The organism is Nocardia sp. NPDC005978 (assembly GCF_040614455.1).
Lineage (GTDB): Bacteria > Actinomycetota > Actinomycetes > Mycobacteriales > Mycobacteriaceae > Nocardia.
Window position 1 is genome coordinate 1 of the sequence record NZ_JBEXUS010000124.1, and the last position, 22,535, is coordinate 22,535.

Consider the following 22,535-nt stretch of genomic DNA (forward strand, 5'->3'; position numbering starts at 1 on the left):
GGCGCGCAGCGCCCGTCCGCCCGCGTGCGCCGCCTTGAACCTATATAGCGAAATTCAGCAACGAGACGCGGTGCTCATCGTTCTGTAGCGAACCTGTCGGTCACACGACGTCGCACTGCACGCGTCCACTGGAAGTGAAGCCCCACGGGGTCTACATAGCGGCGAAATTCCTTGCGCAAGTGGATCTTCCCTGCCAATACTTGATCTGACACTGTTCGCGGGGAGACCGAGGTGGATGTCTATGGCACGAGCTCCGCAGGCGAACATGAAGTTGACGGCCGTGATGCTGGAGGCGGGTGTCACCGCCACGGGGCTGGCCAAGCGCATGCAGGACTACAGCCGAACCGACGGTGGTCCAGAGTTGTCCACTCGGCACGGGCTCGTCAAGAAGTGGATGGACGGTGTTGTTGCTCAGCCGAACGAGCGATCCTGCCGTGTCATCCTGGCGGTTTTGGGGCAGAAGCTAGACAGAGATCTGCGGCCTGCTGATATCGGCTACCCAGATATCCTGCTAAGCCAGGAACAGACTCCTGTATTAACTGAGGCCTTCGAAAGCCCTCTTGCAATCTCGCAGCGGCTGCAATGGCTGGGGCAAATTGATGTAGACGATCCCGTACTCGATATCGTCGACTACGCGGTTGCGGACATCCTCGACCGGTACGAGGTAGAGGGGCCAAAGCGGCTCGCGCCGGAGGTCGTTGCACTTCGAAGGCGAATCGATGAGCTGCTGCGCCAACGACAGCATCCGAGACAAATGGTTCGACTCTATGAGATGGCCACCAAGCTATCCGGCATGCTTAGCTATATGGCTGTTAATCGGGGTCGATTCTCTCACGCCAAGATGTATGCAAGGGAGGCGTTCCAAATCGCTACCCTCCTGGATGATCGGCATTTGCAAGCATGGGTCCGGGGCACGGAGAGCTTCTGCGCCTACTACATGGGAAAGTATGATCTTGCTGCAACGCTGGCCGAAGAAGGATTGCTTTATGCCTCAGACGGTCCACAGGCAATACGTTTGTTGTCGAATGGTTTAGCGCGAGCGCGAGGGAAGATGGGTGATGTCACTGGTGTTCATTCGGCCATCAGCCGCGCAGACCACCTTTGCGAACACCTCGTTACCCCAGCCGGACTGTCACCGGCGCTGACTTTTGAAACTTATAGTCACGCTAGATTAGCTGCAAACGCAGCAACCGCATATTTGGCCGTGGGGGAATTTGGCCGGACCCTTGAGTATGGTCACCAAGTGGAGTCACTGGTTGATGAGTCCGATTCGGTCTGGAGCCGGTCGTTGGTTCGTCTCGACATCGCAACCGCACTGATCAAGTCCAAGAGCCCCGATGTGGAGCAAGCGGTCGAGCTAGGTTTTCAGGCGCTGACATATTCAGAGGAGCGACCAATTCGTTCCGTCTGGCAGCGCGCTCACGAGTTTGGCTCGGCGACAAGCCCATTTGATGCAAGCGGCGCGCATGACTATCGAGCAAATCTCCGGGACTGGGCTGACCGAGTTCGCGAATTCTCGGCACCGGCCATCACTCCTAGCTAGATCCGAGCTGAAACGACTCGACGTTTGTCCAACGATAGGCGTTCGATTCGCGCCGGAGACGGACGATTTCGACACTTTCAACCCGCACGTCGATCGGAGTCAAATCTCGAAGCCGAGACACGCTCGATATCAGGGGTTTCGCAGTCTGGCGCCTATTGCTGTAGGCAATTCCAATGTGCGGACGGAACGATTTAGTGTCTGCAATTCTCAGATCGGGAATAACATCCAAGGTCGCCGAGGTTGCAGCTCGGTGAATATCGAGAATTTCGGACCACGGCGATACTGAGAATCGGATCGCGCCACGTGAACCAGCAAGCGGGCCCACGCTGAGGTCGAACGGCTTAATTAGCGCCAGTTCGTTCCTGGCCGCTTCTACTATTGCGCCGATTTGATCGGTCCTGACTCGGTCAGCATTTCCGATCTTCGATAGAGTGAGATGCAATCCGTCGCTTGGCACATGGTCCAAACCAACTGCGCCGAGCTCAAGCTGGCATTGTTCGGCAGCTCGGGATAACTCTGGGTTGTCGAACGTCAGATACCAGAAATAGGTTTCCTGGCCGGCGGCCCAGACGCTACGCGACCAATGGTCCTCCATAGTGTCAACACCACAGAAGGCTTCCCAGTCGTTCTGGCGGATGGATTCCGGGCTCGAAACCGACCCTGGGGCCGATTCCGGGAACGGCCCGGATGCGACGCGTTCACTCGAAGGCACTGAGTCAGAGTTGGTCTGCACCCGACCAGACTACGTGTGCCCCCCGTGAGTCATGTTCCCCCGGCATGCGCGCTGTTCGACCTGCTCAAATTCCGGTTTCCTGATGAGGCAAGGCATTTCAGGAAGACAGGAGTTGGAGACATGCCCGTTGCCGACCATGCGAATCACTCACCCGCAGAGCCAGTTTCGATCTGCTCGACTCGCCTGGTCAGGTCCGTAACGATCGACCTCAGCTCGCTGACCTCGTCGCGGAGTGACGCCGCTGATGCGCCGGCCGGGATGTCATCCGCGACAAAGACACCCAACGAAGGCACTGCAGACGCCCAGCCGTCATCACACAACGCCCTGACCGCTTTTGCCGCTGTCATCGGCGCGATCCCATATTCATCTGCGATCGCCCGCTGCGAAGGTATGCGGTCGCCCGCCTTCAACTGGCCGGACTCGATCTTGCGTCGATAGTCGTCCACGACCTGCTGATACGGCGCTCGGGCGCTCTTCGCGGCACTCATACCAGCAAGAGTAAACGCTCTTGCTCTATGGCGGCATAGCGCAGATCCGTCGAAACTATTGATCGCCACCCTATGGTGCCCTATGGTGGTCTATATCAACCAACAAGCAAGGAGTCAGAAATATGTCGCTCAAGAACGCGTGGTTGCGGCCGGCGCACGATGAGATGTTCGAGAACGGTGCGGTGCTGCTGGGGCAGATCGAGCCGTTGGCCGAGTTCAGCTCGGATCGCAACGCGCCCAAGCGTCAGCGTCTGGATCTGGACGATGAGGGCCGCGGTACCGGAAAGCTCTTGTGGAAGGGCACGGTGGCCGATCCGACCGGGATGGGCGCGAAGAACTCCACGTTCGATGTGGTGTTCGTGGCCGATGTGATGCCGGTGCCCTCGGCGCAGCCGGTGCTGCCGGGCGTGACCCCGGTCCGGCTGGAGGGCTTGCAGGTCAAGCCGAAGATCGTCGGCAACGGTGAGTACAAGTCGATCGGCTGGAACGTGCGCGCCACCGGGTTCGAGGGCGACACCTCGGGCTCGAAGCAGCCGCCGGCGGACGTTCCGGCCTCGCGTCCGGCGCGTGATGGCAAGGCGGTCGCGTGATGTCGTTCTTCCACACCTCCATGCTCGGGGAGGGCTTGCGCAAGGCCGAGTACCGGCCGTCGCACGAATGGACGGCGCCGACCGGCTACACGAAGTCGGTGCCCGCCAGCGTGTACGTGGCGTTCGAGGGCGTGGATGTGACCATGAGCCTGGACATCGCCGAAGCCGAAACGCTGATGAACGCCCTCGCGGTGGCGCTGGTCGAACACGCTGCGGCGCTGAAGAATTCGAGCCCGGAAGCGGTGCCGTGATGTCGACCTCGGAGCAGCGGGTGCGTGCCCGCAAGACCCGCCAGAACGTCATGGTCGCCGCGGAGCAGCCGGTCAAGTCCGACCGTTCGCGCCGCGCCAAGGACATCCCCCGCTCGTGGGTGTGCGAGGGCCAAATGGACCTGTTCGCGGTCCCCGAAAGCGGTGATCCCGATGCGTGATCGACTGGCCGGCAACGGCTCCGACCCGCATGACTGGCCGAACCGGGCGTGCGCCGGCATGGACACCGAGGTGTTCTTCCCGCTCACCCGCGCTCAGGCCGACGTGGCGATCCGGGTGTGCAACTCGTGCCCGGTGCTGGCCTCGTGCGCCGAGTGGGCGGGCCGGACCGATATCGCCGATTGCGTGGTGGCGTCGGTGTGGCTGCCCTCGGACCGGGCACTGGCGCAGACCCGGCGTGAAGGACTGGCCCGGTTGGATGCGGTGGCCGCGACGGGTCGGGCCTGTGTCCGCCAGGTGCGGCACTACCCCGAGAGCGGGCAGGTGGCGGCGTGATGGGCACCGACCAGCCGACCGTGAACCCGGTCGCGGCAACAGGATTCGTCCTCGGGCTCCTGTCGGTGGTGACGGCCGTCCCGGCCGCAGCGATGCTGCTGACCTTCGGGGAACGCCCTGACCCGGCACCGGTGGTCTCGGACACGGTGCTGATCTCGGATCCGTCCGGATCGGCGGCGCCGTGCGTGATGTTCTGCGACCCGACGCCTCTGACGATTCCGGCGATCCCGCCACCGGCCACCAGCGAGCCGGGCTGCCGGTTCCTGTGCGAGGAGCCGCCGCTGCCCTCGGGCACGGAGCTGTGCAGGCTGTTCTGCGAGATCGGACAGGTTGAACGATGAGCACCAAGGTCACGGCCACGCTCGTAGTGCGCGCGCTGGCCGTGGCCGCCATCCTCACCGTGGGGTTGGCGGCCTTCCGGCTCTCCTTCGTCACCCTGCGCGAACTCGCGGTCATGGCCCGCATCCCCGCTGGCGATGCCTGGCTGTTCCCGGTCATCATCGACATCACCACCGCCATCGCCGCCGTGATGGCACTGGTCACCACCGACCCGGCCGTCCGTAAATGGTTCTCCTGGGTCCTCGGCATCGGCACCGCGGTCAGCATCGCCGGCAACGCCGTACACGCGGTCGTCCCCGGTGACCGGCTGCCAGTGTGGGCCTGCGCCGTGGTCGCCGCGGTCGCGCCGATCGCGCTGCTGGTGGACGTGCACGGCCTGGTCCTGATCCTGCGTGCGCCCCAACCGATCCCGGCCCCCGTCGCTCCGTCGCCTGCTGCTGAGCCTGTGGCCGAGTCCGTTGCGGTGCCGGAACCGGTCGCCGATCCGGTCGCGGTCCTGGCGGACGTCCGTGACCTCACCCCGCTACCCGATCCGCCGATGGTCGCCATGCAGGTCGCGGTCAACCCGCCACCGCGCACCAGGCCAATCTCGATTCCCGTTGGGCCGCCGCTACTTCCGGTCACTCGGCCCTGACCTTCCCTTTTCCAGTTCGTCTTTCACACCCTCGGGGGTTCTCATGTCGTTGTCGTCCCTCATCCAAGTCGGCGTTCCGATCGCCGCGGCCACCGCGTTCGGGTTCTGGGTCACGCCCGGCCCGTGGCACCGCAAAGTGCCGGCCGAGATCACCGCCGCCGACTATGTGGCCGCGGCCCCGGCCTGCTTGCGGCACGCGGTCTACCTGCTCGCCGATCCCGAGCAGACCGATGTCATGCTGGCAAACCTCAAACTCGGCTCCTTCGACACCGGGTTCCCGCTGGTCGATCGCTGGGATTACGACCGTCACGGTCTGCACGTCGACGTGTTGATGATGGGCGGTCAGAAGTTCGAGGACTGGGCCAACGACGGCATCCGGTCCCAACTGGCCACCTATCTGGGGGCGGAGCAGGTCACCGTGACCTCGCCTGCTCCGAGCTGGGTTCGTCTCCAGGTGCGAGTGCACGACACTCTCGCCGAACCGGCAACGACGCCGGTCACGGTCCACAAGGGCGTGGACCTGGAGGCAGCCCACATCGGGATCCGCGAGGACGGCGAACCGTGGCTGCTGCGAATCCTGTACTCGCACATCCTGCTCGCCGGCGCCACCGGATCGGGTAAGGGCTCGGTGCTGTGGTCGGTCCTGAACGCGGTCGGCCCCGCGATCAAAGCCAAGCTGGTCGATGTCCGGCTCGGGGATCCCAAGGGCGGTGCGGAGTTCGGGCGCGGTGCGGATCGGTTGTTCACCCGGTTCGCGATCGACTCCGCTGGCATTCTGGCGATGCTCACCGAAGCAGCCGCGGAGATGGACGAGCGCCTGGCCCGCATGCGCGCCGCCGGGATCCGCAAGCTGGTCCCGAGCGTCGATGAACCGCTGATTCTGATCATCATCGATGAGGCCGCGTCGCTGTCCTCCTACGCCACCCGCGATGACCAGGAGAAGTTCCGCGTCCTGATCGGGCAGCTGCTGTCCAAGGGCCGCGCCGCCGGCGTCACGGTGATCGCCGCGCTGCAGGACCCGTCCAAAGAGACCATGCCCAACCGGCAACTATTCCCGGTCCGGGTCGGCCTGCGCCTGGACGAGCCGACCCAGAACGCCATGGTCCACGGCCAAGGCGCGAAAGACCGCGGTGCCCGCTGCCACGAGATCACCGACACCACCCCCGGTGTCGGCTACGTCGGCGAAGACGGCACCACCGAATTCGTACGGGTCCGCGCGTTCTGGGTCAGCGATGACGACGCCGACGCCATCGTGGACGCCTACTCCCCGGCGCCGGAGATCACCGGCCCGGCAGAGGACTACACCGGCTTCGACCCCGACGACCTCGGCGACGACGACATCCCCGGTGACGGCTACGCGGGTCCGGCGGTGGCGGCATGAATCGCACTGTGCAACTGCGTCTTTCGGGTGACCTCGGCGACATCACCATGGTCCTCGCGACCCTGCTGGCGGCCAAGCAGTTCCGCCTCGTGGTGGACGAAACCCCCTACCCGAACCGCAAGCCCCGCCGCGGCGACCGTGATCCCCGGCCGGGTGTGCGGGTCTACGTCGACCTGCAAATGCCGCCCGCCCGCACCAGCGACGACAGCGAAGGAACCTCGAAGTGAATACCATCAGACCTCGACTGCTCGACCTGTGCTGCTGCGCCGGCGGGGCCGCTGTCGGCTACCACCGCGCCGGTTTCGACGTGGTCGGCGTGGACATCGCCGCCCAACCGGACTACCCGTTCGAATTCCACCGGGGCGACGCGCTGGAGTTCCTCGCTGCCCACGGTCACGAGTTCGACGCCGTACACGCCTCCCCGCCGTGCCAGGCATCGTCCACGTTGACCGCCGGCACCAATCAGGCGATGGCACACAAGTATCCGCAACTGATCCCCGACATGCGGGCCGCGCTGATCGCATGCGGCCGGCCGTGGGTGCTGGAGAACGTCCTGGGCGCTAAGCTGCGTCGGGACGTGTTGCTGTGCGGGGAAATGTTCGGGCTCAACGTGATTCGCCACCGCGTGTTCGAGCTGGGCGGCTGGACGGCCCCCACCCCGACGCACCTGCCGCACCGGGGTCGGGTGTCCGGGTATCGGCATGGCCGGCATTACGACGGCCCGTATGTGGCGGTGTACGGCTGCGGCGGCGGGAAGGGTTCGATCGCTCAGTGGCAGGACGCCATGGGCATCGACTGGACCGCCGATCGGCGCAGCCTGGCCGAAGCGATCCCGCCCGCATACACCACGTGGCTCGGCACGCACCTCAGCGCTTCGATCACTGCTGGCGCGGAGGTCGCGGCATGAGCACCCGCAGCCCTCACTACGCCTCCACGGCCACCTCCACGGCCCCGTCCACCGATTCCGGTCCCGCCGAAGCGGTGTTCCTCGCGGTTGCTCAGCTCGTCGGCTACCTCCTGGCGGCGGTGCTGACCATGGCGTGGTGGACGCTCCTGTTCCCGATGGTCTCCGCCCCGCTCGCACTGGCCGTAGCTGCCGCCTGGTACCTGGGATGGCCGTTCGGCCTCGGGGTCGCCGCCCTGAGCTTGGCCGAGTTGCTGCTGTGGCGGCTCGCCGCTCCGGTCTCGTTCCACCGGTTCGTCACCGCCCGTGCCCGGCGCCGGTTCCTGGCGTGGTTCCGGTACCGGCGCCGCTGGGCCTCGATCCTGACCGCGTGCGGGCTCACCGATCCTTCGCCGTACCGACGGTCTGTCCCGGGCTTACGCGTCCTGGCGGTCGGCGAACATCTGGACCGGGTGCGGGTGCGGATGCTCCCAGGTCAGTCGCCTGCGGACTACGAGAGCGCCGCGGTCCGGATGGCTCATGCGTTCGGTGCTGCGGAGTGCCGGGTCATGGTCGATGGACCTGCGGTGCTCGTGCTGATCTTCCGCTACGGCGATCCGCTGGCTGCGCCGATCGTGCTGTCCGACAGCGGGTCTCGCTTCGCGGGCCTGCCGCGTGAGCTTCCTCGTCGTAAGGGTGTGGCCTGATGAGCGCCCCTGTGGTGGGTGTGTCCACGACGCACCAGACCGCGGCTGCGCGGCGCGCGATGCCCGATATCGCCGGCATCGCCGAGTCGGCGGCCGAGAAGGTTGGGGTGTGCGCTCGGGTGGTGCCGATGCGGGCGTTCGATCCGATCACCTCGCGCACGTCCTACGTGGGCGCCCCGTGCAAGGCCACTGTGGACTCGGTGTGCCCGGCGTGCGCCAAGGCTAACCGGTGGCTGCGCATGACCCAGTTGCGCGAAGGCTGGTGCGCCGCGCACGAACCCACCGATGAAGCCACTGAGCCCACCGATGCTCAGCGAGAGATTCTGGCGGCCCGCGCGACCTTGTTCACCGACTACCACGATGCCCGCGGGGACGGGAACGATGAACTGGCACAGGCGATCAAAGACCAGGTGATCGAGCTCGATCGTGAACTGCGTGAGCTCGGGGTCCGCGGTCAGTTCCCGCCGCTGGATCCGAGACCGCGTCGCAAGGCCAAGTCCACCCGGCGCCGCGACGACGTGCCGGACCTGCCACGCAAAAAGGTCGACAAGAAACTCACGGTCGGCGCCACCTACGCGAACGGCAAGTACCAGCCGTCGACGTTCTTCACCCTCACCCTGGACTCGTTCGGGGCCATCAATCGGGTCCGCGATCCCGAGACCGGGCTGATGGTCTCGGACGGTTCTCCGCGCGACCCGCAGTCGTACGACTACCGCCGGCAGGCACGGGACACGATCCACCTGGCGCGGTTGTTCGATCGGTGGATCCAGAATTTGCGGCGCGCGGTGGGCTGGAACGTGCAGTACTTCGCCACGGTCGAACCGCAGAAGCGCGGCGCCCCGCACCTGCACATCGCGATCCGCGGCTCGATCTCCGCCAAGCTCCTCTACCAGGTCACCGCGGCCACGTACGTCAATGTGTGGTGGCCGCACTTCGACACTCCGGTGTACGAGGACACGAACATGCCGGTGTGGGACCACGCCGCCGGCACTTTCACTGACCCCCGCACCCGCAAGCCGCTCATGGACTGGGACCAGGTCATGGAGGTCATGGATTCGGTCGATGAGCTCGAACCCGCACACACCATGCGGTTCGGTGGCCAGTGCAAACCGATCCAGATCCTGGGCGGCAGTGAGGAAATGGAGGTCAAGGTCAAGTACCTGACCAAATACCTCACCAAGTCCATCGGCGAAGTCCTGGACACCGACCAACCGCGCGTCGCAGCACACTACGACCGTCTGCACCAGGAGTTGCAGCAGACCCCCTGTGCGCCGCACTGCGGAGTGTGGCTGCGCTACGGCATCGTTCCCAAGCGCGCCAGCGAGAAGACTCAGCCGGGCAAGTGCAGGAGCAAAGCGCACCGCCGCGACACCCTCGGCCTGCCCGGTCGCCGCTGCCTGGCCTCGGGCAAATGGTCGGGCAAGACCGTCCCCGACCACAAGGCCGACCGCCTGGAATTCGTCCGCCAGGAACTGGCCAAGGTTGGCATCGTCAAACCCGATACCTCGCACCTGCGCATCGCCCCGGTCCACCCCAGCGACCGGGACGCGCCACCACGCTCGCATCTGGTCATGGCACTGGTCACTCGGCGCATCAACGAACGCGCCGAGTACATGATGGCCAGACTCGCGATCGACGAGGGTCCGCCTGGCGGATGCGCTGCACCGCAGCATATTTCGGCTATCCATCACACTGAAGCGGCCTAAAGGGGGTCATGATGGACGAACAGGAGAGGTACCTTCGTGCCTCCGATTGTGAGGCGCTGACGGGGATTCCGGCTGCAACGTGGCGGTGGTGGGCTCATGTCGGACGTGGGCCGGCGAGCTTCAAGCTGGGTGCGCGCCGGCGGGTGTGGCGCAAGTCGGTGGTGCTGGCGTGGATCGCCGAGCAAGAGGGCGAGAACGTCGGGGGTGCAGCGTGAGTGGGGTTCGCCGTAATCGTCGTGCCGGTGTCGAAGATCTCTGGACGAAAGAGGTTCTGGACGAGAATCACAAGGCACGCCGTGTGCCCTCCAAGTTGCACGGGAAGGGCAAGCGGTGGCGTGCGCGCTATGTCGATGATGTGAGTGGTGAGCATTCGAAGCGGTTCGCGCGCAAGGTGGATGCGCAGGCGTGGCTCGATGCGCAGGTCTCAACGTTGGTGCAGGGCACTCATGTCGCGCCGCGGGATTCTCAGCGGACCGTTGAGCAGTGGGCGAACGAATGGCTCAAGGGGTATGCCAATCACCGGGAGACGACGGTCGGTTTGGCCGGCTGGCATGTGAAGAAGATCAATGAGGGGTTGGGCTCGTATCAGCTGTCGGCGGTGCGGCCGTCCACGGTGAAGAAGTGGATGGTGGCGCTCAAGGCCGAGGGACTGGCCGACAGCTATGTCTATAGCCTGCATTCCAGGTTGTCGCAGATCCTCGGCGACGCGATGCACGACGGGCTGTTGTCGCGTAATCCGTGTTCGCGTCGGACTTCGCCGAAGACGGGGCAGCAGAAGGTGTACGTGGCTACGCCCTCGCAGGTCTGGGCTCTGCATGACGCGATGCCGGAGCATCTGCGGGTGGCGGTGTTGCTGGGGGCATTCGCTGGGCTGCGCATTTCGGAGGTGGCCGGCCTGCGGGTCGATGACGTCGATCTCGTCGCCGGTGTGGTGCATCCTCGTCAGCAGTGGCCGGCGCGCCCGTTGAAGACCGAGTCGAGTGATAGCGCGGTGCCGATCCCCGCGGAGCTGGTGGAGTTGCTCAGGGACTCGGTTCGGCGGTTCCCTGGTGAGCGGGTGGTCTGCGATGAATTCGGTAAGCCGGTCTCACCCTGGGTGACTGCGTGGCATCTGCGGGCGGCGAAAGCGGCGGTTCCGGGGCTGCCGGAGGAGTTCAGCTTTCAGGACTTTCGCCACTTCTACGCATCCTTGTTGATCCGCCGGGGCGCGGACATCAAGGCGGTGCAGGCTCGTCTTCGCCACGGCAGCGCGATCACCACGCTGCGCTACTACGCGCATCTGTGGCCGGACGCCGATGAGACCACGCGAGCTGCGGTCGGCGCCGTACTCCGGGAGCGTTCGGACCTCACTGCGTACCCACTGCGTACAGATAGCCCTCGACCGGTACCAAGCGCACCGACCGAGGGAGAGAATCCGCAGGTAGAAACCGTTTAGTTCAGGCCGGCGTACGAGTGCAGGCCGCTGACCACGATGTTGATGATGAACAGGTTGAAGAGCATCGCGACGAAACCGGCGATGTTGATCCACGCCGCTTTCGTGTCGCGCCAGCCGGAGGTCGCGCGGGCGTGCAGGTACGCCGCGTAGAGGACCCAGGCGATGAAGGACACCGTTTCCTTCGGGTCCCAGCCCCAGAACCGGCCCCAGGCCGCCTCGGCCCAGATCGCGCCCAGGATCACGCCCGCGCCGAAGATCGGGAAGCCGATGATGGTGGTGCGGTAGGCCAGACGGTCGAGGGACTCGGCGTCGGGGAGGCGGCGGGCCAGGTTGCCCCAGATGCCGGAGGATTCCGACCCCGCGGGCTGGCGCAGGCGGTACAGGAACAGCAGGCTGGCCACGCCGGAGACCAGGAAGACGCCGGAGCCGATCGACACGACGGTCACGTGCACCGGCAGCCAGTACGACTTCAGCGCGGGCACCACGGGCGCCGCGTCCGCGTGCAGCACCGTGCCGGCCAGGAACAGCAGGATCAGCACGGGCGTCAGCAGGAACGCCCACATGCCCCGGTACCGCTCCTCGCGCAGCAGCACCAGGCCGATGAGAACCGCTGCGGCACAGGACATGCTGGTGAACTCGTACATGTTGCCGAGCGGGAAGCGGTGGGTCGCGAAGCCGCGCAACACGATCGAGAGCAGGTGCAGCGCGACCGCGACGAACAGCACCGAGAAGCCCATGGCGCCCAGGCGTTCGGCGAACGGCCGTTTGGGTTCCTCGATGACCCGGCCGGGTGTGACCGAGTCCGAGTCCACCCCGCCGCCGGCCGTGACCAGCTGTCGCGGCGGTGCGGTCCGCGCGACCGCGAACTGCCACACCAGCATGATCCAGACCAGCGCGTACACCACGATGGCCGACTTGAACGCGAGATCGCTGTAGGAGGCGATGGTCTCGTCGATCGGCATTACTTGTCTCCCGTGCTCTCGGTCAGCAGCCGTTCACGCAGTCGGTCGAATTCGCCACCCCAGCCGGCCTGGTCGGTGCGGGCCAATCCACCCATTTCTACTACGGTACGTCGTTTTGCCTCGGGGTCGCTCGCCGGGTACACCCGCAACCAGATACGGCGTCGCTTGACCAACAGCGACACCAGCAGTCCGGCCATCATGGTGAGCGCGGAGATCAGCACCCACTGCTGCGCCGGATCGTGCGAGACCTGCAGGTTCACGAACTCCTGCGCACCGTCGAAACTCACCTTGGTGCCGTCGGCCAGCGTCACCGACTCGCCCGCGAAGAGATTCGCGCGCTGCTCCTTGGTGAGCCGTCCCTGCTTGATCATCTCCGGATCGAGCGCGAACAGCGACTGCGCCCGCCCGGTGTCCAGCCCGGTGTCGCCGACGTAGATGTCCACGGCCACCGCCGGATCCTGCATCGACGGGAACGCCGAGGTCAGCAGCGACCCGTGCAGCATCGCGGTCGGCGCGAACAGGCCCTGGATCGCGATCTGATGCTTGCGCCGTTCGGTCTCGTTCGGGTACATGCCGCCGGGCGGGTCGATGCGCAGCACCCCGGAGGACAGGAACGTGGTGGCGTCGTCCGGCCGCCACTGGATGGTCTCGGTCCGGGTCTGGCCGTTCGGGAAGGTCACCGTGAAGGTCGGCGCGAAACCATGTCCCTGCAGGTAGATCCGGTCCCCGCCGACGCGCAGCGGATGATTCACCTGAATGGTGGTGTCCCGCCAGGTGTTCGAGTCCAGATCCCCGCCGGACTGATACGAGATCTCGGAGGTGAACATCTCGGCCTGCCCGTTCGGCAGGTAGTCGGCCTTGAAGTTCTTGACCCGCACGCACAGCGGCGTCAGCCCGGTGCCGTCCACGACGTTGCCCGCGCGGAACGAGTCGAAGACCGCAGGGGAGGTGGTGCAGAAGCCGGGCCCGTCGTTGGCGATGACCACCACGTTGCCCTCGTAACCGAGCAGTTTGCCCAGCGCGATGGACGCGAGCAGCCCGACCAGCGCCAGGTGGAAGACCAGGTTGCCGGCCTCGCGGGTGTAGCCCTTCTCCGCCGAGAGCGTGATCTCGCCCTCGCGCGATCCGGGCGTCACCACGGTCCGCCAGCCGCGTAATTGCTTGCGCGCCTGCGCGATCACCGCGTCGGCATCGGAATCCGCTTCGCCCGCATAGTGATGCGGCAGCCGCGACAGATTGCGCGGCGCCTTGACCGGCGGCGTGCGCAGCGCCCGGTAGTGATCGAACACGCGCGGCAGGATGCAGCCCACCAGCGAAACGAACAGCAGCACGTAGACGGCCGTGAACCAGAAGCTCGAGAACACGTCGAACAGCTGGAATCGATCCATCCACGGTCCCAGCGTGGGCCGGTCCGCGATGTACTGCTCGGTCTTCTGCTGGTTCAGGCTGCGCTGCGGCAGCAGCGCGCCGGGAATGGCCGCCAGCGCGAGCAGGAACAGCAGCATCAGCGCGGTGCGCATGCTGGTGAGCCCGCGCCAGGTGTTGCGCGCGATCGCGAGGATCCGGCGCGGCACGGACTGGCGCGGCGGGCGGGCGGGGGCCGGGGATTCGATGGTCGTTGTCATGTCAGATCGGGAGGGTCACATTCGAGACGAAGGCGTCCCGGACCCAGGCGACGAATTCGCCCCAGGCCCCGGTCACCAGGGCGATACCGACGGCGACCAGGAGCAGGCCGCCGATCACCTGAATGGTGCGGGAGTTGCGGCGCAACCAGCCGACGCCGCGCAGCGCGGTCGCCGAGCCGAAGGCCAGGATGATGAAGGGCAGGCCGAGCCCGAGGCAGTAGGCCACGGTCAGCGCCACGCCGCGGGCGGCGGTGCTGCCCTCGGTGCCCGCGGAGACGGAGATGACCCCGGACAGGGTGGGGCCGAGGCAGGGCGTCCAGCCCAGTGCGAACACCCCGCCGAGCAGCGGTGCGCCGATCAGCCCGCTGATCCGGCGCGGTTCCATGCGGGTGTCGCGCTGCAGCGCCGGGATCATGCCGATGAACGCCAGGCCCATGATGATGGTGACCACGCCGCCGATGCGCTGCAGCAGTTCGCTGTTCACGTTCAGCATCTGGATCGCGCCGAACACCGACGCCGAGGCCAGCACGAACACCACGGTGAAACCGGCGACGAACAGTCCGGCCGCGCCCGCCACGCGCAGGCGGCCGCGCGAGCGTTCGGCGGTCGCCGTGCGCTGGGCCGCGTCACGTTTCGCGGATTCGACGGTCACCGGCGGTGTCTCCGCGCCGACCACACCCGCCAGGTACGACAGATAGCCGGGCACCAGCGGCACCACGCACGGGGACGCGAACGAGACGAGCCCGGCCAGCAGGCACGCGCCGAGCGCGAGCAGCAGCGGGCCGCTCGCCGCGGTCTCCTGGAACGAATCACCCACGCTCGCAAGCACACTCACCGAGTTCACGACTTCGGCTCCCGCGCGATCTCCTCGACCACCGGCTGCAGATCCTCCTGCAGCAGCGACCGCAGGAACACCGCCGCCACCCGATGGTCACGGTCGAGCACGATCGTGGTGGGGATGACGCTGGTCGGGAACTTGCCGCCGAGCGCGAGCAGCGTGCGCATGGACGGGTCGTAGATGGAGGGGTAGCCGACCTTGTTGTCGGTGACGAAATCCTGCGCCTTGTCCTGCTGGTTGTCACGGACGTTGATGCCGAGGAAGGCCACGCCCTTGTCGCGGGTGGCCTCGTAGACCCGTTCCAGTGCGGGCGCTTCGGCCCGGCAGGGGCCGCACCACTGACCCCACAGGTTGATCACGACGACCTGGCCCGGGAAATCGCTGACCGACACGGTCTTTCCGGCGGTCATCAGATCCGGTCCGGAGAGCGTGCCGATCGTGCCGCGCGAACTCGGCGGGTCGTAGCGAATGTCGGTCTTGCCGCCGGGTGAGACGAAATCGAAGGTGCCGCCCTGCGCCACCGCGTCCTTGCCCGCTGTCGAGCATCCGGCCAGCGCCGCCCCCAGGGTGACGCTCGCCAGCAGGATCGATACCGTGCGCCGGAGTGCTCCGGGCCGGGACGCGATGGTGCGGGTCATGCTCCCGTCGCCTTGGGATCCGAGGCCCCCGCCGGTTCGGAATAGACGATGTCGATCAGCGTATCGCCCTGGTAGACCAGGGAAGTCAGCGATGCGAGCGAGCACTGCCGGTTGCGCGGATCGTGCCAGAGCCGCTGGCCCTGCAGGAAGCGGCGCAGCGTCCACACCGGCAGCTGATGCGAGACCAGCACGGCTTCGCGCCCGGCCGCCTCGACCCGGGCCTTGTTCGCCGCGGCCAGCATGCGGTGCGCGATCTGCAGGTACGGCTCGCCCCAGGACGGGGTGAAGGGGTCGCGCATCTTCCACCAGTGCCGCGGCTTGCGCAGCGCGCCGTCGCCGATGGAGACCCGCAGACCCTCGAAGGTGTTGCCCGCCTCGATGAGGTTGTCATCGGTGCGGATGGTCAGACCGTGATGCGCCGCAATGGGTTCCGCGGTCTCCTGCGCGCGCTGCAGCGGCGAGGCGACCACCAGCGCGATGTCGTGCCCGGCCAGCGTGCGGGCCACGGTCTGCGCCTGCGCGCGCCCGGTGGTGGACAGCTGGAAGCCCGGCAGACGGCCGTACAGGATGCCCTTGGGGTTGTGCACCTCACCGTGCCGCATGACGTGCACGATGGTCTCGACGTCGTCGGCCACCGACCCGGGCAGGATGAGCCCGCTGGTCGACGGGGCCGCGGGGGAAACGGGAAGCGCTTCCGGGGCAACGTCTTCCGAGGGGACATCGACGGAGTCGGTCGCGGTGACAGCGTCGCCCGAACCGTTCACAGACTCGGTCGCGGCGTCGGCCACGTCGGCGGCGACGGCCGCCTCCTCGACGGGGACGAACTCGACCTCGGCCGAGACCGGCTCGGGCGCGGTCACCGGCTCGATCTCGACCGCGGCCACGATCTCCTCGGCCTCGATGACGGCCGCGGATTCGAGATCACCGATGACAGTGGACTCGGAATCACTTGCGGCGGTGGCGGATTCACCGGCCTCATCGGAATGCACAGCGGTCGCGTCGGGTCCGGCAGCGGAAGTCTCGGACCCGGCGGTGCGCTCGGTGGTGGAATCGGCGTCCGGGGCCAGGGCCGCGGCGACGGCGAGCAGCACGTCCACCGGCGGCTGGGACCGGGACTCGCTCGGGGCGACGGCGGCTGCCTCGCCGCTCTCGGCCAGTTCGGCCTCGGTCTGGCGGATGGAGTCCAGCAGTCGGGCGGCTTCGCCGGGCGAGAGGGGCGCGGACTCGGGGGCGGGCAGACCGGACTCGGGGTGGGAACTCACGCGGCGGATCCTTCGGGAGTGGCGGCGGCCGCGGCACGCGCGGCGGCGGGGAGGGCGGCGGCGATGCGATCGAAAGCGTCCTCGTCGAGAGCCGCGGACACGAACCACGCTTCGAACGCGCTCGGGGGCGCGTAGACGCCCGCGTCCAGCAACGCGTGGAAGAAGGCGGGGAAACGCCAGGTCTCGGCCGCCTTGGCGGCGGCATAGTCGGTGACCGGGGTGTCGGCGAAGAACACGCTCACCATATTGCCCGCGAATTGCACCTGATGCCGGACGCCTTCGGCGCTCAGCGCGCCGGTGAGCAGTCCGCCCAGCCGCTCGGCGTTCTTGTTCAGCGTCGCGTAGACCTCCGCGTCCGCCGTGCGCAGGGTGGCCAGGCCCGCCGCGACCGCGACCGGATTACCCGACAGCGTGCCCGCCTGATAGACCGGGCCCAGCGGGGCCAGCTTGTTCATGATCTCGGCGCGGCCGCCGAACGCCGCCGCCGGCAGGCCGCCGCTCATGACCTTGCCGAAGGTGTAGAGGTCGCCCGCGACGCCTTCGATGCCGTACCAGCCCGCGGCGCTGACCCGGAAACCGGTCATCACCTCGTCCATGATCAGCAGCGCGCCGTGCTCGGACGTGAGTGCGCGCAGGCCCGCGTTGAAACCGGGCAGCGGCGCGACCGCGCCCATGTTGCCAGCCGCGGCCTCGGTGATGACGCACGCGATCTGATCCGGATGCGCGGCGAACGCGGCGGCCACGGCTTCGAGATCGTTGTACGGGAGCACGATGGTGTCGCCCGCCTGCGCGCCGGTCACTCCGGGCGAGGTGGGCAGGCCCAGGGTCGCGACGCCGGACCCGGCGTCGGCCAGCAGCGCGTCCACGTGCCCGTGGTAGCAGCCGCTGAACTTGATGATCTTGGAGCGGCCGGTGAAACCGCGCGCCAGCCGGACCGCGCTCATGGTGGCCTCGGTACCGGAATTGACCAGGCGCACCCGCTCGACCGGATCGACCCGCGCGGCGATGGCCTCGGCCAGCTCGATCTCCGCGGCCGTCGGGGCGCCGAAGGACAGGCCGCCGACCGCGGCGCGCTGCACCGCCTCCACGACCGCCGGGTGCGCGTGCCCGAGAATCATCGGACCCCAGGAACACACCAGATCGACGTACTCGTTGCCGTCGGCGTCGGTGAGCGTGCACCCGCTCGCGGACGCGATGAAACGCGGGGTGCCGCCCACCGAGTGGAAGGCTCGCACCGGTGAATTCACGCCACCCGGAATGACCGCCGCGGCGCGTTCGAAGAGCTGGGCTGACACCGGCACCGACGCCTGGGTCACACGCGGAGAAGAACTCACGGCGTCCAGTCTCTCAGCCGCCGCAACCCCGTCGACGACAGGGTGTAGGAGAGTGTGCCGCCCCACACCCTGAACCCCGATCCATCCACAGCCATCCACAGCGTCCGTCCACACCCGTACGCAGCGTCCATCCACAACGATCCGCAGTGCGCCGCGGCGGCCGCGCCGGGGCTCCGCGCGGCGCGAAACGCGCCGAGTCGGCGGCCGGGCGGGCAACACGCGGGAGCGGGAAAGCGGGAGTTTGGTCGCTGAGAGGTTGCTGATGCGTAATCTCGCGGGGCAGGAGCGAACTCGGTCGAGAAGGGCGGAACGGTATGCGGGGCATTGGTTTCGGAGCGGCGATCGTGGCGGCGGCGGCCGGGGGTGCGCTGTGCTGCGGGGCCGGGACGGCTGCGGCGGGCACGCCGATCGCGCAGCCGGACCAGGGGCGAATCGGGGTGCAGCTCTCCCACGAGGAGACCGCGAGCATCGCCGCCGGCCCGGTCCCGGCGGTGTTCAGCATGTTCGTGCCGCTGAGCCGCATGGGTGCGGGACTGCATCCCGAGACCACCATCCCGAGGGACCAGAACGGCGCGGTGCACGCGTCGCTGCGGCAGGTGATGACCGAGGCCGCCGATCATCCCGACGGCACGGTCACCATCTTCCTGAACGCGCCCGGCACCCGCAACGGCCGGGTGCTGGATGTTTACCAGAACTGGAAGTAGTCGCCACACAGCCTGATTCACACCGCATCGGAGAGGCTGGACGCCGGGTGCGCACAGTGCACATCCGGTGTCTGCCCGGCCGCGGTCAGATCAGCGGCAGTCCCAGGCAGAAAGCGGCCCAGCCGGTGCTGAGCAGGCAGTTCAGCTGCACCGGTAGTAGATCGAGCAGGGATGACGCGGCGGGCCGGACGTCCGGGCCCACCGGCCGCACCGCATCCGCCGCCACCGGCCGCGCGCGATCGATGCTCGCGATCGGCGGAATGCTCGTGGCGGACGCGGACCGAACCGGCGACACGGCCCGCTGCAAGACGGCCGGCGCTTCGATCCGGGTTTCGGACGCCGGCTCACCCGCGACGGCGGGGGTGGCCGCCACCGCACCGGCGAAGCCCGCCGCGAGCACGACCAGGATGACGCGTTGCAGAGAATCCGTACGCTTCATGTATCCCATTGTCGGGCGATACCACCGGCTCTCACCAGCGAAACAACGACTTCGCGCGCCCGCGTCCGGCGTGTTCACGCCACCCGGTCACCGTCGCGGAACGCCCTCGGGAACGCCACGAACCGGAAGCCTCAGCGCGCGACCCGCGCGACTCGCGCGGCCCGCGCGACCCGGACAACCCGGGCGACCAGATCGATGAACACCAGCCCCGCGACCGTCATCACGGCGGCGGACAGCGCCAGCCACGGCCCCGAATAGCGGGTCGCCTCGAAGCCCGGGGATTCCCCGACCGGCTGGAACCATCCGGTGTGAATGCCGTTGCGCCAGCACCAGATCGCGAGGACCGCGAGGACCGGTGCGAGCACGAACTCGGCGAGTACGGCGAGCAACCGCATCACCCCGCCTCCTTCTCCTCGTCACGTCCCGCGGCGGTCTTGTCCAGTGCCACCGCGGGGTCTGCCGCGGTCTCGTCCGCCGTCGCCTTCGCGACCGCGGCGTCGGCCGCGGACTCGTCCGCCGCGCCCGGGGGCACGACCTGGTCTTGCACGGCCGTTGTACCCGAAGTCTCCTCGACCAGCGCGGTCAATTCGGCCCGCAGCACACGGTGATCGCGTGCCCACGCCTGCACCAGCTGCCCGGATTTCAGTTTCAGGCCGATACCCTTGCGCCGCCGCGGCACCCCGGTCAATTCGCCCAGGGCGCGCGCGGATTCCCAGTCCTCATCATCCCAGGAGTCCTCGTCGATCTCCGGGAGCACCGCCGCGATGTCGGACACAGCGAGGGATTCGGTGCCCTCGCGCAGGGTCTCGGTGGTGAGTTCGACGCTGATGTGCCGCCGGCCCGCGATCACCTGCAACCAGACGAATCCCGCCAGCAGCAGGGAGCAGAAGACCAGCCCGAACCAGTGCAGGGGGCCGCCGCGCACGATCTCCAGGATCAGAATGATCCCGCACAGCACCGGCCCGTAGGCGATGGTGCGATACCGCGCGCCGGGCTCGGAGAACAGCACGGCGGGGGCTTTCTCGCTCATAACGAGAACCTAGCGGGGGCCGCGGACCGCCCGCGCGATAGGTGCACGGTTTCTAGCCGAGCAGACCTGGAATCAACAGCACGGCGAGGGTGAGCAGGCCGAAAAGAAAAAGTAGGCCGAATGCCAGCACGTCTCGCCGAAGGCTGTGCGGCTGCTGGATCACCACTCGCATCGTTGCCTCCGCCTCTCCGGAGTCAAACTCGCCATGGCACAACGCATGACGACCGACTTCCGGTTCCCGAACTCTCTGTGACTGCCCTCACCATACCCGTTAGTAAGCTTGTAACAAACTTCGCACCCCGGATTGTGCATCGGGACGGTCGCCCGAACCCGAATCCACAGGGCGGCATCGCGATACCGCCCCGCGCACGGGTGCCCTCCGTCGCCGCGACCTGCGCCGAACCGGCGAAATCCGTGGCAGCAGTGCGCGGTTGCGCTTCACAGCAATGGACACCCCCGCCGGATGGCCCGCCACCACGCCACTCATGCGGTGATCGAGGGTCGCGGTGTGCACGCCGTCGCGGTCCATCGGTCGCCGATCCGCCGCCCTGTCGACGACGCGGCCGCGCCTGACCGGCCTTCAGCAAGTCCGGCGCCGCTTCTGCGCGGCGTGCGCGGCTGGATCCGGCCTGCGCGCGGCTCGATCCAGCCGGCGCGCGTCTCGGTCAGGCCGGCGCGCGGCTGATCCGGCCTGTGCGCGGCTCGATCCAGCCGGCGCGCGATGCGCGGTTCGTTCCAGCCGGGGCGCGATCCGCGTCTCAGTCCAGCCAGTGCGCGGCTCAGTCCAGCCCGCGCGGCTCGATCCGACCTGTGCGCGTCTCGGTCAGTCCAGTGCGCGGCTCAGTCCAGCCGGCGCGGCTCGATCCGGCCTGTGCGCGGCTCGATCCAGCCGGCGCGCGGTGCGCGGTTCGTTCCAGCCGGGGCGCGGTCCGCGTCTCAGTCCAGCCAGTGCGCGGCTTCGGTGGCCCAGTAGGTGAGCACCATGTCCGCGCCCGCGCGCCGAATCCCCAGCAGGGACTCCAGAATCGCGCCGCGGCGGTCGATCCAGCCGTTCTGCGCGGCGGCGGTGATCATCGCGTACTCACCGGAGATCTGATACGCCGCGACCGGCACCGTGGACTGATCCGCGACGTCGCGCAGGATATCCAGGTAAGACATGGCGGGCTTGACCATCACGATGTCCGCGCCCTCGGCCAGATCAAGCTGCAGTTCGCGGATCGCCTCGCGCCGGTTGGCCGGATCCTGCTGGTACGTACGGCGATCGCCCTCGAGGGACGAGCCCACCGCCTCGCGGAACGGGCCGTAGAACGCCGAGGCGTACTTGGCCGCGTAGGCCAGGATGCCAGTGTCGGTGTGCCCGGCCGCGTCCAGACCGGCCCGGATCGCACCCACCTGACCGTCCATCATGCCGCTGGTACCGAGCAGATCCGCGCCGGTTTCGGCCTGGGACAACGCCATTTCCACGTAGCGGCGCAGGGTCGCGTCGTTGTCGACGCCGCCGTCGCCGTTCAGCACCCCGCAGTGCCCGTGATCGGTGAATTCGTCGAGGCAGGTGTCGGCCATGACGACCGTGGACCCGCCGACCTCGTGCACCAGCGCGCGCAGACCGCGGTTGAGGATGCCGTCCGGGTCGCTGGCTCCGCTGCCGAGCGCGTCCTTGTCCTGCGCGCGCGGCACGCCGAACAGCATGAGCCCGCCCACGCCGGCCGCGACGGCCTCCACGGCGGCCTTGCGCAGCGAATCCATCGAATGCTGGTAAACGCCCGGCATGGAAGAGATTTCGCGCGGCTCGCCGAGTCCGTCGGCCACGAACATCGGGAGAATCAGTTGCCGCGGCTGCAGGGTGGTCTCGGCCACCAGACGGCGCATCGCGGGGGTACGGCGCAACCGCCGCGGGCGGTCCATTCCGGTCATAGTCGCATGATATGCCCGCGCGATCGGCGGGTTCGCGCGGCCCGTGCCCCGGCCGCGAACCGCTCCCCCGCGCCGTCGCGGCTCGTCGCCGCGCGCTCGCGTCGTACCAGGTAGCCCACGGTCAGCACCGGATTTTGTCGGTGCCCCCGGGTAGAATCGAAGATGTGTTCGACGGGTTGGCGCGGGGATTCGAACACCTGGATCCCCGGCCGCACCCGGTACGCGATGGGAGGATCGGCAATGCTGGCAGCCGTAACGAATATGTCCGACAAGACCTCGGTGCCCAAGAAGGGCGAGGCGATCGATCACACGTGGCGGCCGCTGTACAAGCAGCCGCTGCCGGCGGGGCGGCCGCGCACCTGGTACGTCCAGCACAATCGGCGGCTCAAGGCCATGCGCCTGGCCATCGCGATGCTCGATTCCGGCGTCTTCGCCGCGGACCTGGCCACCAATGACAAGATCCGCGACACCGCCGAATCCGTTGGCGTGCACTGGCCTTCGGATGCCACCTGCCGCATGGTGCGGCGCATGATGCAGGCTCAACGCTGAGTCGGTGCGGGTCCGGCGCCGGAGGGGCGGCGTCCGG

28 protein-coding genes are annotated in these 22,535 nt (G+C 67.6%); 16 read left to right on the forward strand and 12 right to left on the reverse strand.

Going from position 1 to position 22,535, the window contains the following annotated elements; translation table 11 throughout:
* Positions 1 to 241: 241 nt before the first annotated feature.
* Positions 242 to 1,543: a hypothetical protein gene (locus ABZ319_RS34620; RefSeq protein WP_354990774.1), complete on the forward strand. Its 1,302-nt coding sequence runs from the start codon at positions 242 to 244 to the stop codon at positions 1,541 to 1,543.
* Here ABZ319_RS34620 and ABZ319_RS34625 read toward each other — a convergent pair.
* A complete protein-coding gene (locus tag ABZ319_RS34625) occupies positions 1,536 to 2,276 on the reverse strand; it encodes a 2'-5' RNA ligase family protein (RefSeq protein ID WP_354990775.1) in 741 nt (246 codons plus the stop codon). The genes ABZ319_RS34620 and ABZ319_RS34625 overlap by 8 nt on opposite strands.
* A 143-nt stretch (positions 2,277 to 2,419) precedes the next feature.
* Positions 2,420 to 2,764, reverse strand: coding sequence for a winged helix-turn-helix domain-containing protein (locus tag ABZ319_RS34630; RefSeq protein ID WP_354990776.1), 345 nt, complete (start codon positions 2,762 to 2,764; stop codon positions 2,420 to 2,422).
* A gap of 122 nt (positions 2,765 to 2,886) precedes the next feature.
* Here ABZ319_RS34630 and ABZ319_RS34635 point away from each other — a divergent pair, with 122 nt between their 5' ends.
* The 13 genes from ABZ319_RS34635 to ABZ319_RS34695 are packed head-to-tail and all read left to right on the forward strand — an operon-like array spanning position 2,887 to position 11,203.
* Complete coding sequence (locus ABZ319_RS34635) at positions 2,887 to 3,354, forward strand: hypothetical protein (RefSeq protein ID WP_354990777.1); 468 nt, start codon at positions 2,887 to 2,889, stop codon at positions 3,352 to 3,354.
* A complete protein-coding gene (locus tag ABZ319_RS34640; RefSeq protein WP_354990778.1) occupies positions 3,351 to 3,605 on the forward strand; it encodes a hypothetical protein in 255 nt (84 codons plus the stop codon). The genes ABZ319_RS34635 and ABZ319_RS34640 overlap by 4 nt, the downstream gene beginning before the upstream one ends.
* A complete protein-coding gene (locus tag ABZ319_RS34645) occupies positions 3,605 to 3,784 on the forward strand; it encodes a hypothetical protein (RefSeq protein WP_354990779.1) in 180 nt (59 codons plus the stop codon). The genes ABZ319_RS34640 and ABZ319_RS34645 overlap by 1 nt, the downstream gene beginning before the upstream one ends.
* Entirely contained in the window at positions 3,777 to 4,118 is a 342-nt protein-coding gene (locus ABZ319_RS34650) for a WhiB family transcriptional regulator (RefSeq protein ID WP_354990780.1), read from the forward strand. Before ABZ319_RS34645 ends, ABZ319_RS34650 begins: the two co-directional genes overlap by 8 nt.
* Positions 4,118 to 4,459: a hypothetical protein gene (locus ABZ319_RS34655; protein ID WP_354990781.1), complete on the forward strand. Its 342-nt coding sequence runs from the start codon at positions 4,118 to 4,120 to the stop codon at positions 4,457 to 4,459. The genes ABZ319_RS34650 and ABZ319_RS34655 overlap by 1 nt, the downstream gene beginning before the upstream one ends.
* Positions 4,456 to 5,091: a DUF2637 domain-containing protein gene (locus ABZ319_RS34660; protein ID WP_354990782.1), complete on the forward strand. Its 636-nt coding sequence runs from the start codon at positions 4,456 to 4,458 to the stop codon at positions 5,089 to 5,091. The genes ABZ319_RS34655 and ABZ319_RS34660 overlap by 4 nt, the downstream gene beginning before the upstream one ends.
* Before the next feature lie 43 nt (positions 5,092 to 5,134).
* Entirely contained in the window at positions 5,135 to 6,472 is a 1,338-nt protein-coding gene (locus ABZ319_RS34665) for an FtsK/SpoIIIE domain-containing protein (protein WP_354990783.1), read from the forward strand.
* The gene (locus ABZ319_RS34670; protein ID WP_354990784.1) at positions 6,469 to 6,699 is read left to right on the forward strand and encodes a hypothetical protein; all 231 of its coding nucleotides are present in this window, start codon (positions 6,469 to 6,471) and stop codon (positions 6,697 to 6,699) included. The genes ABZ319_RS34665 and ABZ319_RS34670 overlap by 4 nt, the downstream gene beginning before the upstream one ends.
* Positions 6,696 to 7,379: a DNA cytosine methyltransferase gene (locus tag ABZ319_RS34675; protein ID WP_354990785.1), complete on the forward strand. Its 684-nt coding sequence runs from the start codon at positions 6,696 to 6,698 to the stop codon at positions 7,377 to 7,379. Before ABZ319_RS34670 ends, ABZ319_RS34675 begins: the two co-directional genes overlap by 4 nt.
* A complete protein-coding gene (locus ABZ319_RS34680) occupies positions 7,376 to 8,062 on the forward strand; it encodes a hypothetical protein (RefSeq protein WP_354990786.1) in 687 nt (228 codons plus the stop codon). Before ABZ319_RS34675 ends, ABZ319_RS34680 begins: the two co-directional genes overlap by 4 nt.
* Positions 8,062 to 9,768, forward strand: coding sequence for a replication initiator (locus tag ABZ319_RS34685; RefSeq protein ID WP_354990787.1), 1,707 nt, complete (start codon positions 8,062 to 8,064; stop codon positions 9,766 to 9,768). The genes ABZ319_RS34680 and ABZ319_RS34685 overlap by 1 nt, the downstream gene beginning before the upstream one ends.
* 11 nt (positions 9,769 to 9,779) lie before the next feature.
* On the forward strand, positions 9,780 to 9,983 hold the full coding sequence (locus ABZ319_RS34690) for a DNA-binding protein (RefSeq protein ID WP_354990788.1): 204 nt from the start codon (positions 9,780 to 9,782) through the stop codon (positions 9,981 to 9,983).
* A complete protein-coding gene (locus ABZ319_RS34695) occupies positions 9,980 to 11,203 on the forward strand; it encodes a site-specific integrase (RefSeq protein WP_354990789.1) in 1,224 nt (407 codons plus the stop codon). Before ABZ319_RS34690 ends, ABZ319_RS34695 begins: the two co-directional genes overlap by 4 nt.
* Here the strand turns inward: ABZ319_RS34695 and ccsB are convergent.
* From ccsB to hemL, 6 genes are all read right to left on the reverse strand, one after another.
* The gene (gene ccsB, locus ABZ319_RS34700) at positions 11,200 to 12,165 is read right to left on the reverse strand and encodes a c-type cytochrome biogenesis protein CcsB (RefSeq protein ID WP_354990790.1); all 966 of its coding nucleotides are present in this window, start codon (positions 12,163 to 12,165) and stop codon (positions 11,200 to 11,202) included. The two genes, ABZ319_RS34695 and ccsB, sit on opposite strands and share 4 nt — an antisense overlap.
* Positions 12,165 to 13,790, reverse strand: coding sequence for a cytochrome c biogenesis protein ResB (locus ABZ319_RS34705; RefSeq protein ID WP_354990791.1), 1,626 nt, complete (start codon positions 13,788 to 13,790; stop codon positions 12,165 to 12,167). The genes ccsB and ABZ319_RS34705 overlap by 1 nt, the downstream gene beginning before the upstream one ends.
* Position 13,791: 1 nt before the next feature.
* Positions 13,792 to 14,625, reverse strand: coding sequence for a cytochrome c biogenesis CcdA family protein (locus tag ABZ319_RS34710; RefSeq protein ID WP_354990800.1), 834 nt, complete (start codon positions 14,623 to 14,625; stop codon positions 13,792 to 13,794).
* 5 nt (positions 14,626 to 14,630) lie between these two features.
* On the reverse strand, positions 14,631 to 15,266 hold the full coding sequence (locus ABZ319_RS34715) for a TlpA disulfide reductase family protein (protein WP_354990792.1): 636 nt from the start codon (positions 15,264 to 15,266) through the stop codon (positions 14,631 to 14,633).
* Positions 15,263 to 15,868: a histidine phosphatase family protein gene (locus ABZ319_RS34720; RefSeq protein ID WP_354990801.1), complete on the reverse strand. Its 606-nt coding sequence runs from the start codon at positions 15,866 to 15,868 to the stop codon at positions 15,263 to 15,265. Before ABZ319_RS34720 ends, ABZ319_RS34715 begins: the two co-directional genes overlap by 4 nt.
* A gap of 656 nt (positions 15,869 to 16,524) precedes the next feature.
* Positions 16,525 to 17,862: a glutamate-1-semialdehyde 2,1-aminomutase gene (gene hemL / locus ABZ319_RS34725; RefSeq protein ID WP_354990793.1), complete on the reverse strand. Its 1,338-nt coding sequence runs from the start codon at positions 17,860 to 17,862 to the stop codon at positions 16,525 to 16,527.
* A 314-nt stretch (positions 17,863 to 18,176) separates the two neighbouring features.
* On the opposite strand from hemL, the gene ABZ319_RS34730 reads away from it, so the two are divergent.
* Complete coding sequence (locus ABZ319_RS34730; RefSeq protein WP_354990794.1) at positions 18,177 to 18,566, forward strand: hypothetical protein; 390 nt, start codon at positions 18,177 to 18,179, stop codon at positions 18,564 to 18,566.
* An 85-nt stretch (positions 18,567 to 18,651) separates the two neighbouring features.
* Here ABZ319_RS34730 and ABZ319_RS34735 read toward each other — a convergent pair whose 3' ends face one another.
* From ABZ319_RS34735 to hemB, 4 genes are all read right to left on the reverse strand, one after another.
* The gene (locus ABZ319_RS34735; protein WP_354990795.1) at positions 18,652 to 19,005 is read right to left on the reverse strand and encodes a hypothetical protein; all 354 of its coding nucleotides are present in this window, start codon (positions 19,003 to 19,005) and stop codon (positions 18,652 to 18,654) included.
* 131 nt (positions 19,006 to 19,136) lie between these two features.
* On the reverse strand, positions 19,137 to 19,400 hold the full coding sequence (locus ABZ319_RS34740; RefSeq protein WP_354990796.1) for a hypothetical protein: 264 nt from the start codon (positions 19,398 to 19,400) through the stop codon (positions 19,137 to 19,139).
* Positions 19,400 to 20,035: a hypothetical protein gene (locus ABZ319_RS34745; protein ID WP_354990797.1), complete on the reverse strand. Its 636-nt coding sequence runs from the start codon at positions 20,033 to 20,035 to the stop codon at positions 19,400 to 19,402. The genes ABZ319_RS34740 and ABZ319_RS34745 overlap by 1 nt, the downstream gene beginning before the upstream one ends.
* A 936-nt stretch (positions 20,036 to 20,971) precedes the next feature.
* The gene (hemB, locus tag ABZ319_RS34750) at positions 20,972 to 21,949 is read right to left on the reverse strand and encodes a porphobilinogen synthase (protein WP_354990798.1); all 978 of its coding nucleotides are present in this window, start codon (positions 21,947 to 21,949) and stop codon (positions 20,972 to 20,974) included.
* Positions 21,950 to 22,189: 240 nt separating this feature from the next.
* On the opposite strand from hemB, the gene ABZ319_RS34755 reads away from it, so the two are divergent.
* The gene (locus ABZ319_RS34755; protein ID WP_354990799.1) at positions 22,190 to 22,498 is read left to right on the forward strand and encodes a hypothetical protein; all 309 of its coding nucleotides are present in this window, start codon (positions 22,190 to 22,192) and stop codon (positions 22,496 to 22,498) included.
* Positions 22,499 to 22,535: the final 37 nt, after the last annotated feature.

What these genes read in the sequence shown, in the direction of transcription:
- ABZ319_RS34620 (WP_354990774.1), top strand. Translation starts at nt 242, where the DNA reads ATGGCACGAGCTCCGCAGGCGAACATGAAGTTGACGGCCGTGATGCTG.
- ABZ319_RS34630 (WP_354990776.1), bottom strand. Translation starts at nt 2,764, where the DNA reads ATGAGTGCCGCGAAGAGCGCCCGAGCGCCGTATCAGCAGGTCGTGGAC.
- ABZ319_RS34635 (WP_354990777.1), top strand. Translation starts at nt 2,887, where the DNA reads ATGTCGCTCAAGAACGCGTGGTTGCGGCCGGCGCACGATGAGATGTTC.
- ABZ319_RS34645 (WP_354990779.1), top strand. Translation starts at nt 3,605, where the DNA reads ATGTCGACCTCGGAGCAGCGGGTGCGTGCCCGCAAGACCCGCCAGAAC.
- ABZ319_RS34650 (WP_354990780.1), top strand. Translation starts at nt 3,777, where the DNA reads ATGCGTGATCGACTGGCCGGCAACGGCTCCGACCCGCATGACTGGCCG.
- ABZ319_RS34655 (WP_354990781.1), top strand. Translation starts at nt 4,118, where the DNA reads ATGGGCACCGACCAGCCGACCGTGAACCCGGTCGCGGCAACAGGATTC.
- ABZ319_RS34660 (WP_354990782.1), top strand. Translation starts at nt 4,456, where the DNA reads ATGAGCACCAAGGTCACGGCCACGCTCGTAGTGCGCGCGCTGGCCGTG.
- ABZ319_RS34665 (WP_354990783.1), top strand. Translation starts at nt 5,135, where the DNA reads ATGTCGTTGTCGTCCCTCATCCAAGTCGGCGTTCCGATCGCCGCGGCC.
- ABZ319_RS34670 (WP_354990784.1), top strand. Translation starts at nt 6,469, where the DNA reads ATGAATCGCACTGTGCAACTGCGTCTTTCGGGTGACCTCGGCGACATC.
- ABZ319_RS34680 (WP_354990786.1), top strand. Translation starts at nt 7,376, where the DNA reads ATGAGCACCCGCAGCCCTCACTACGCCTCCACGGCCACCTCCACGGCC.
- ABZ319_RS34685 (WP_354990787.1), top strand. Translation starts at nt 8,062, where the DNA reads ATGAGCGCCCCTGTGGTGGGTGTGTCCACGACGCACCAGACCGCGGCT.
- ABZ319_RS34690 (WP_354990788.1), top strand. Translation starts at nt 9,780, where the DNA reads ATGGACGAACAGGAGAGGTACCTTCGTGCCTCCGATTGTGAGGCGCTG.
- ccsB (WP_354990790.1), bottom strand. Translation starts at nt 12,165, where the DNA reads ATGCCGATCGACGAGACCATCGCCTCCTACAGCGATCTCGCGTTCAAG.
- ABZ319_RS34705 (WP_354990791.1), bottom strand. Translation starts at nt 13,790, where the DNA reads ATGACAACGACCATCGAATCCCCGGCCCCCGCCCGCCCGCCGCGCCAG.
- ABZ319_RS34715 (WP_354990792.1), bottom strand. Translation starts at nt 15,266, where the DNA reads ATGACCCGCACCATCGCGTCCCGGCCCGGAGCACTCCGGCGCACGGTA.
- ABZ319_RS34720 (WP_354990801.1), bottom strand. Translation starts at nt 15,868, where the DNA reads ATGCGGCACGGTGAGGTGCACAACCCCAAGGGCATCCTGTACGGCCGT.
- ABZ319_RS34730 (WP_354990794.1), top strand. Translation starts at nt 18,177, where the DNA reads ATGCGGGGCATTGGTTTCGGAGCGGCGATCGTGGCGGCGGCGGCCGGG.
- ABZ319_RS34735 (WP_354990795.1), bottom strand. Translation starts at nt 19,005, where the DNA reads ATGAAGCGTACGGATTCTCTGCAACGCGTCATCCTGGTCGTGCTCGCG.
- ABZ319_RS34740 (WP_354990796.1), bottom strand. Translation starts at nt 19,400, where the DNA reads ATGCGGTTGCTCGCCGTACTCGCCGAGTTCGTGCTCGCACCGGTCCTC.
- ABZ319_RS34745 (WP_354990797.1), bottom strand. Translation starts at nt 20,035, where the DNA reads ATGAGCGAGAAAGCCCCCGCCGTGCTGTTCTCCGAGCCCGGCGCGCGG.
- hemB (WP_354990798.1), bottom strand. Translation starts at nt 21,949, where the DNA reads ATGACCGGAATGGACCGCCCGCGGCGGTTGCGCCGTACCCCCGCGATG.
- ABZ319_RS34755 (WP_354990799.1), top strand. Translation starts at nt 22,190, where the DNA reads ATGCTGGCAGCCGTAACGAATATGTCCGACAAGACCTCGGTGCCCAAG.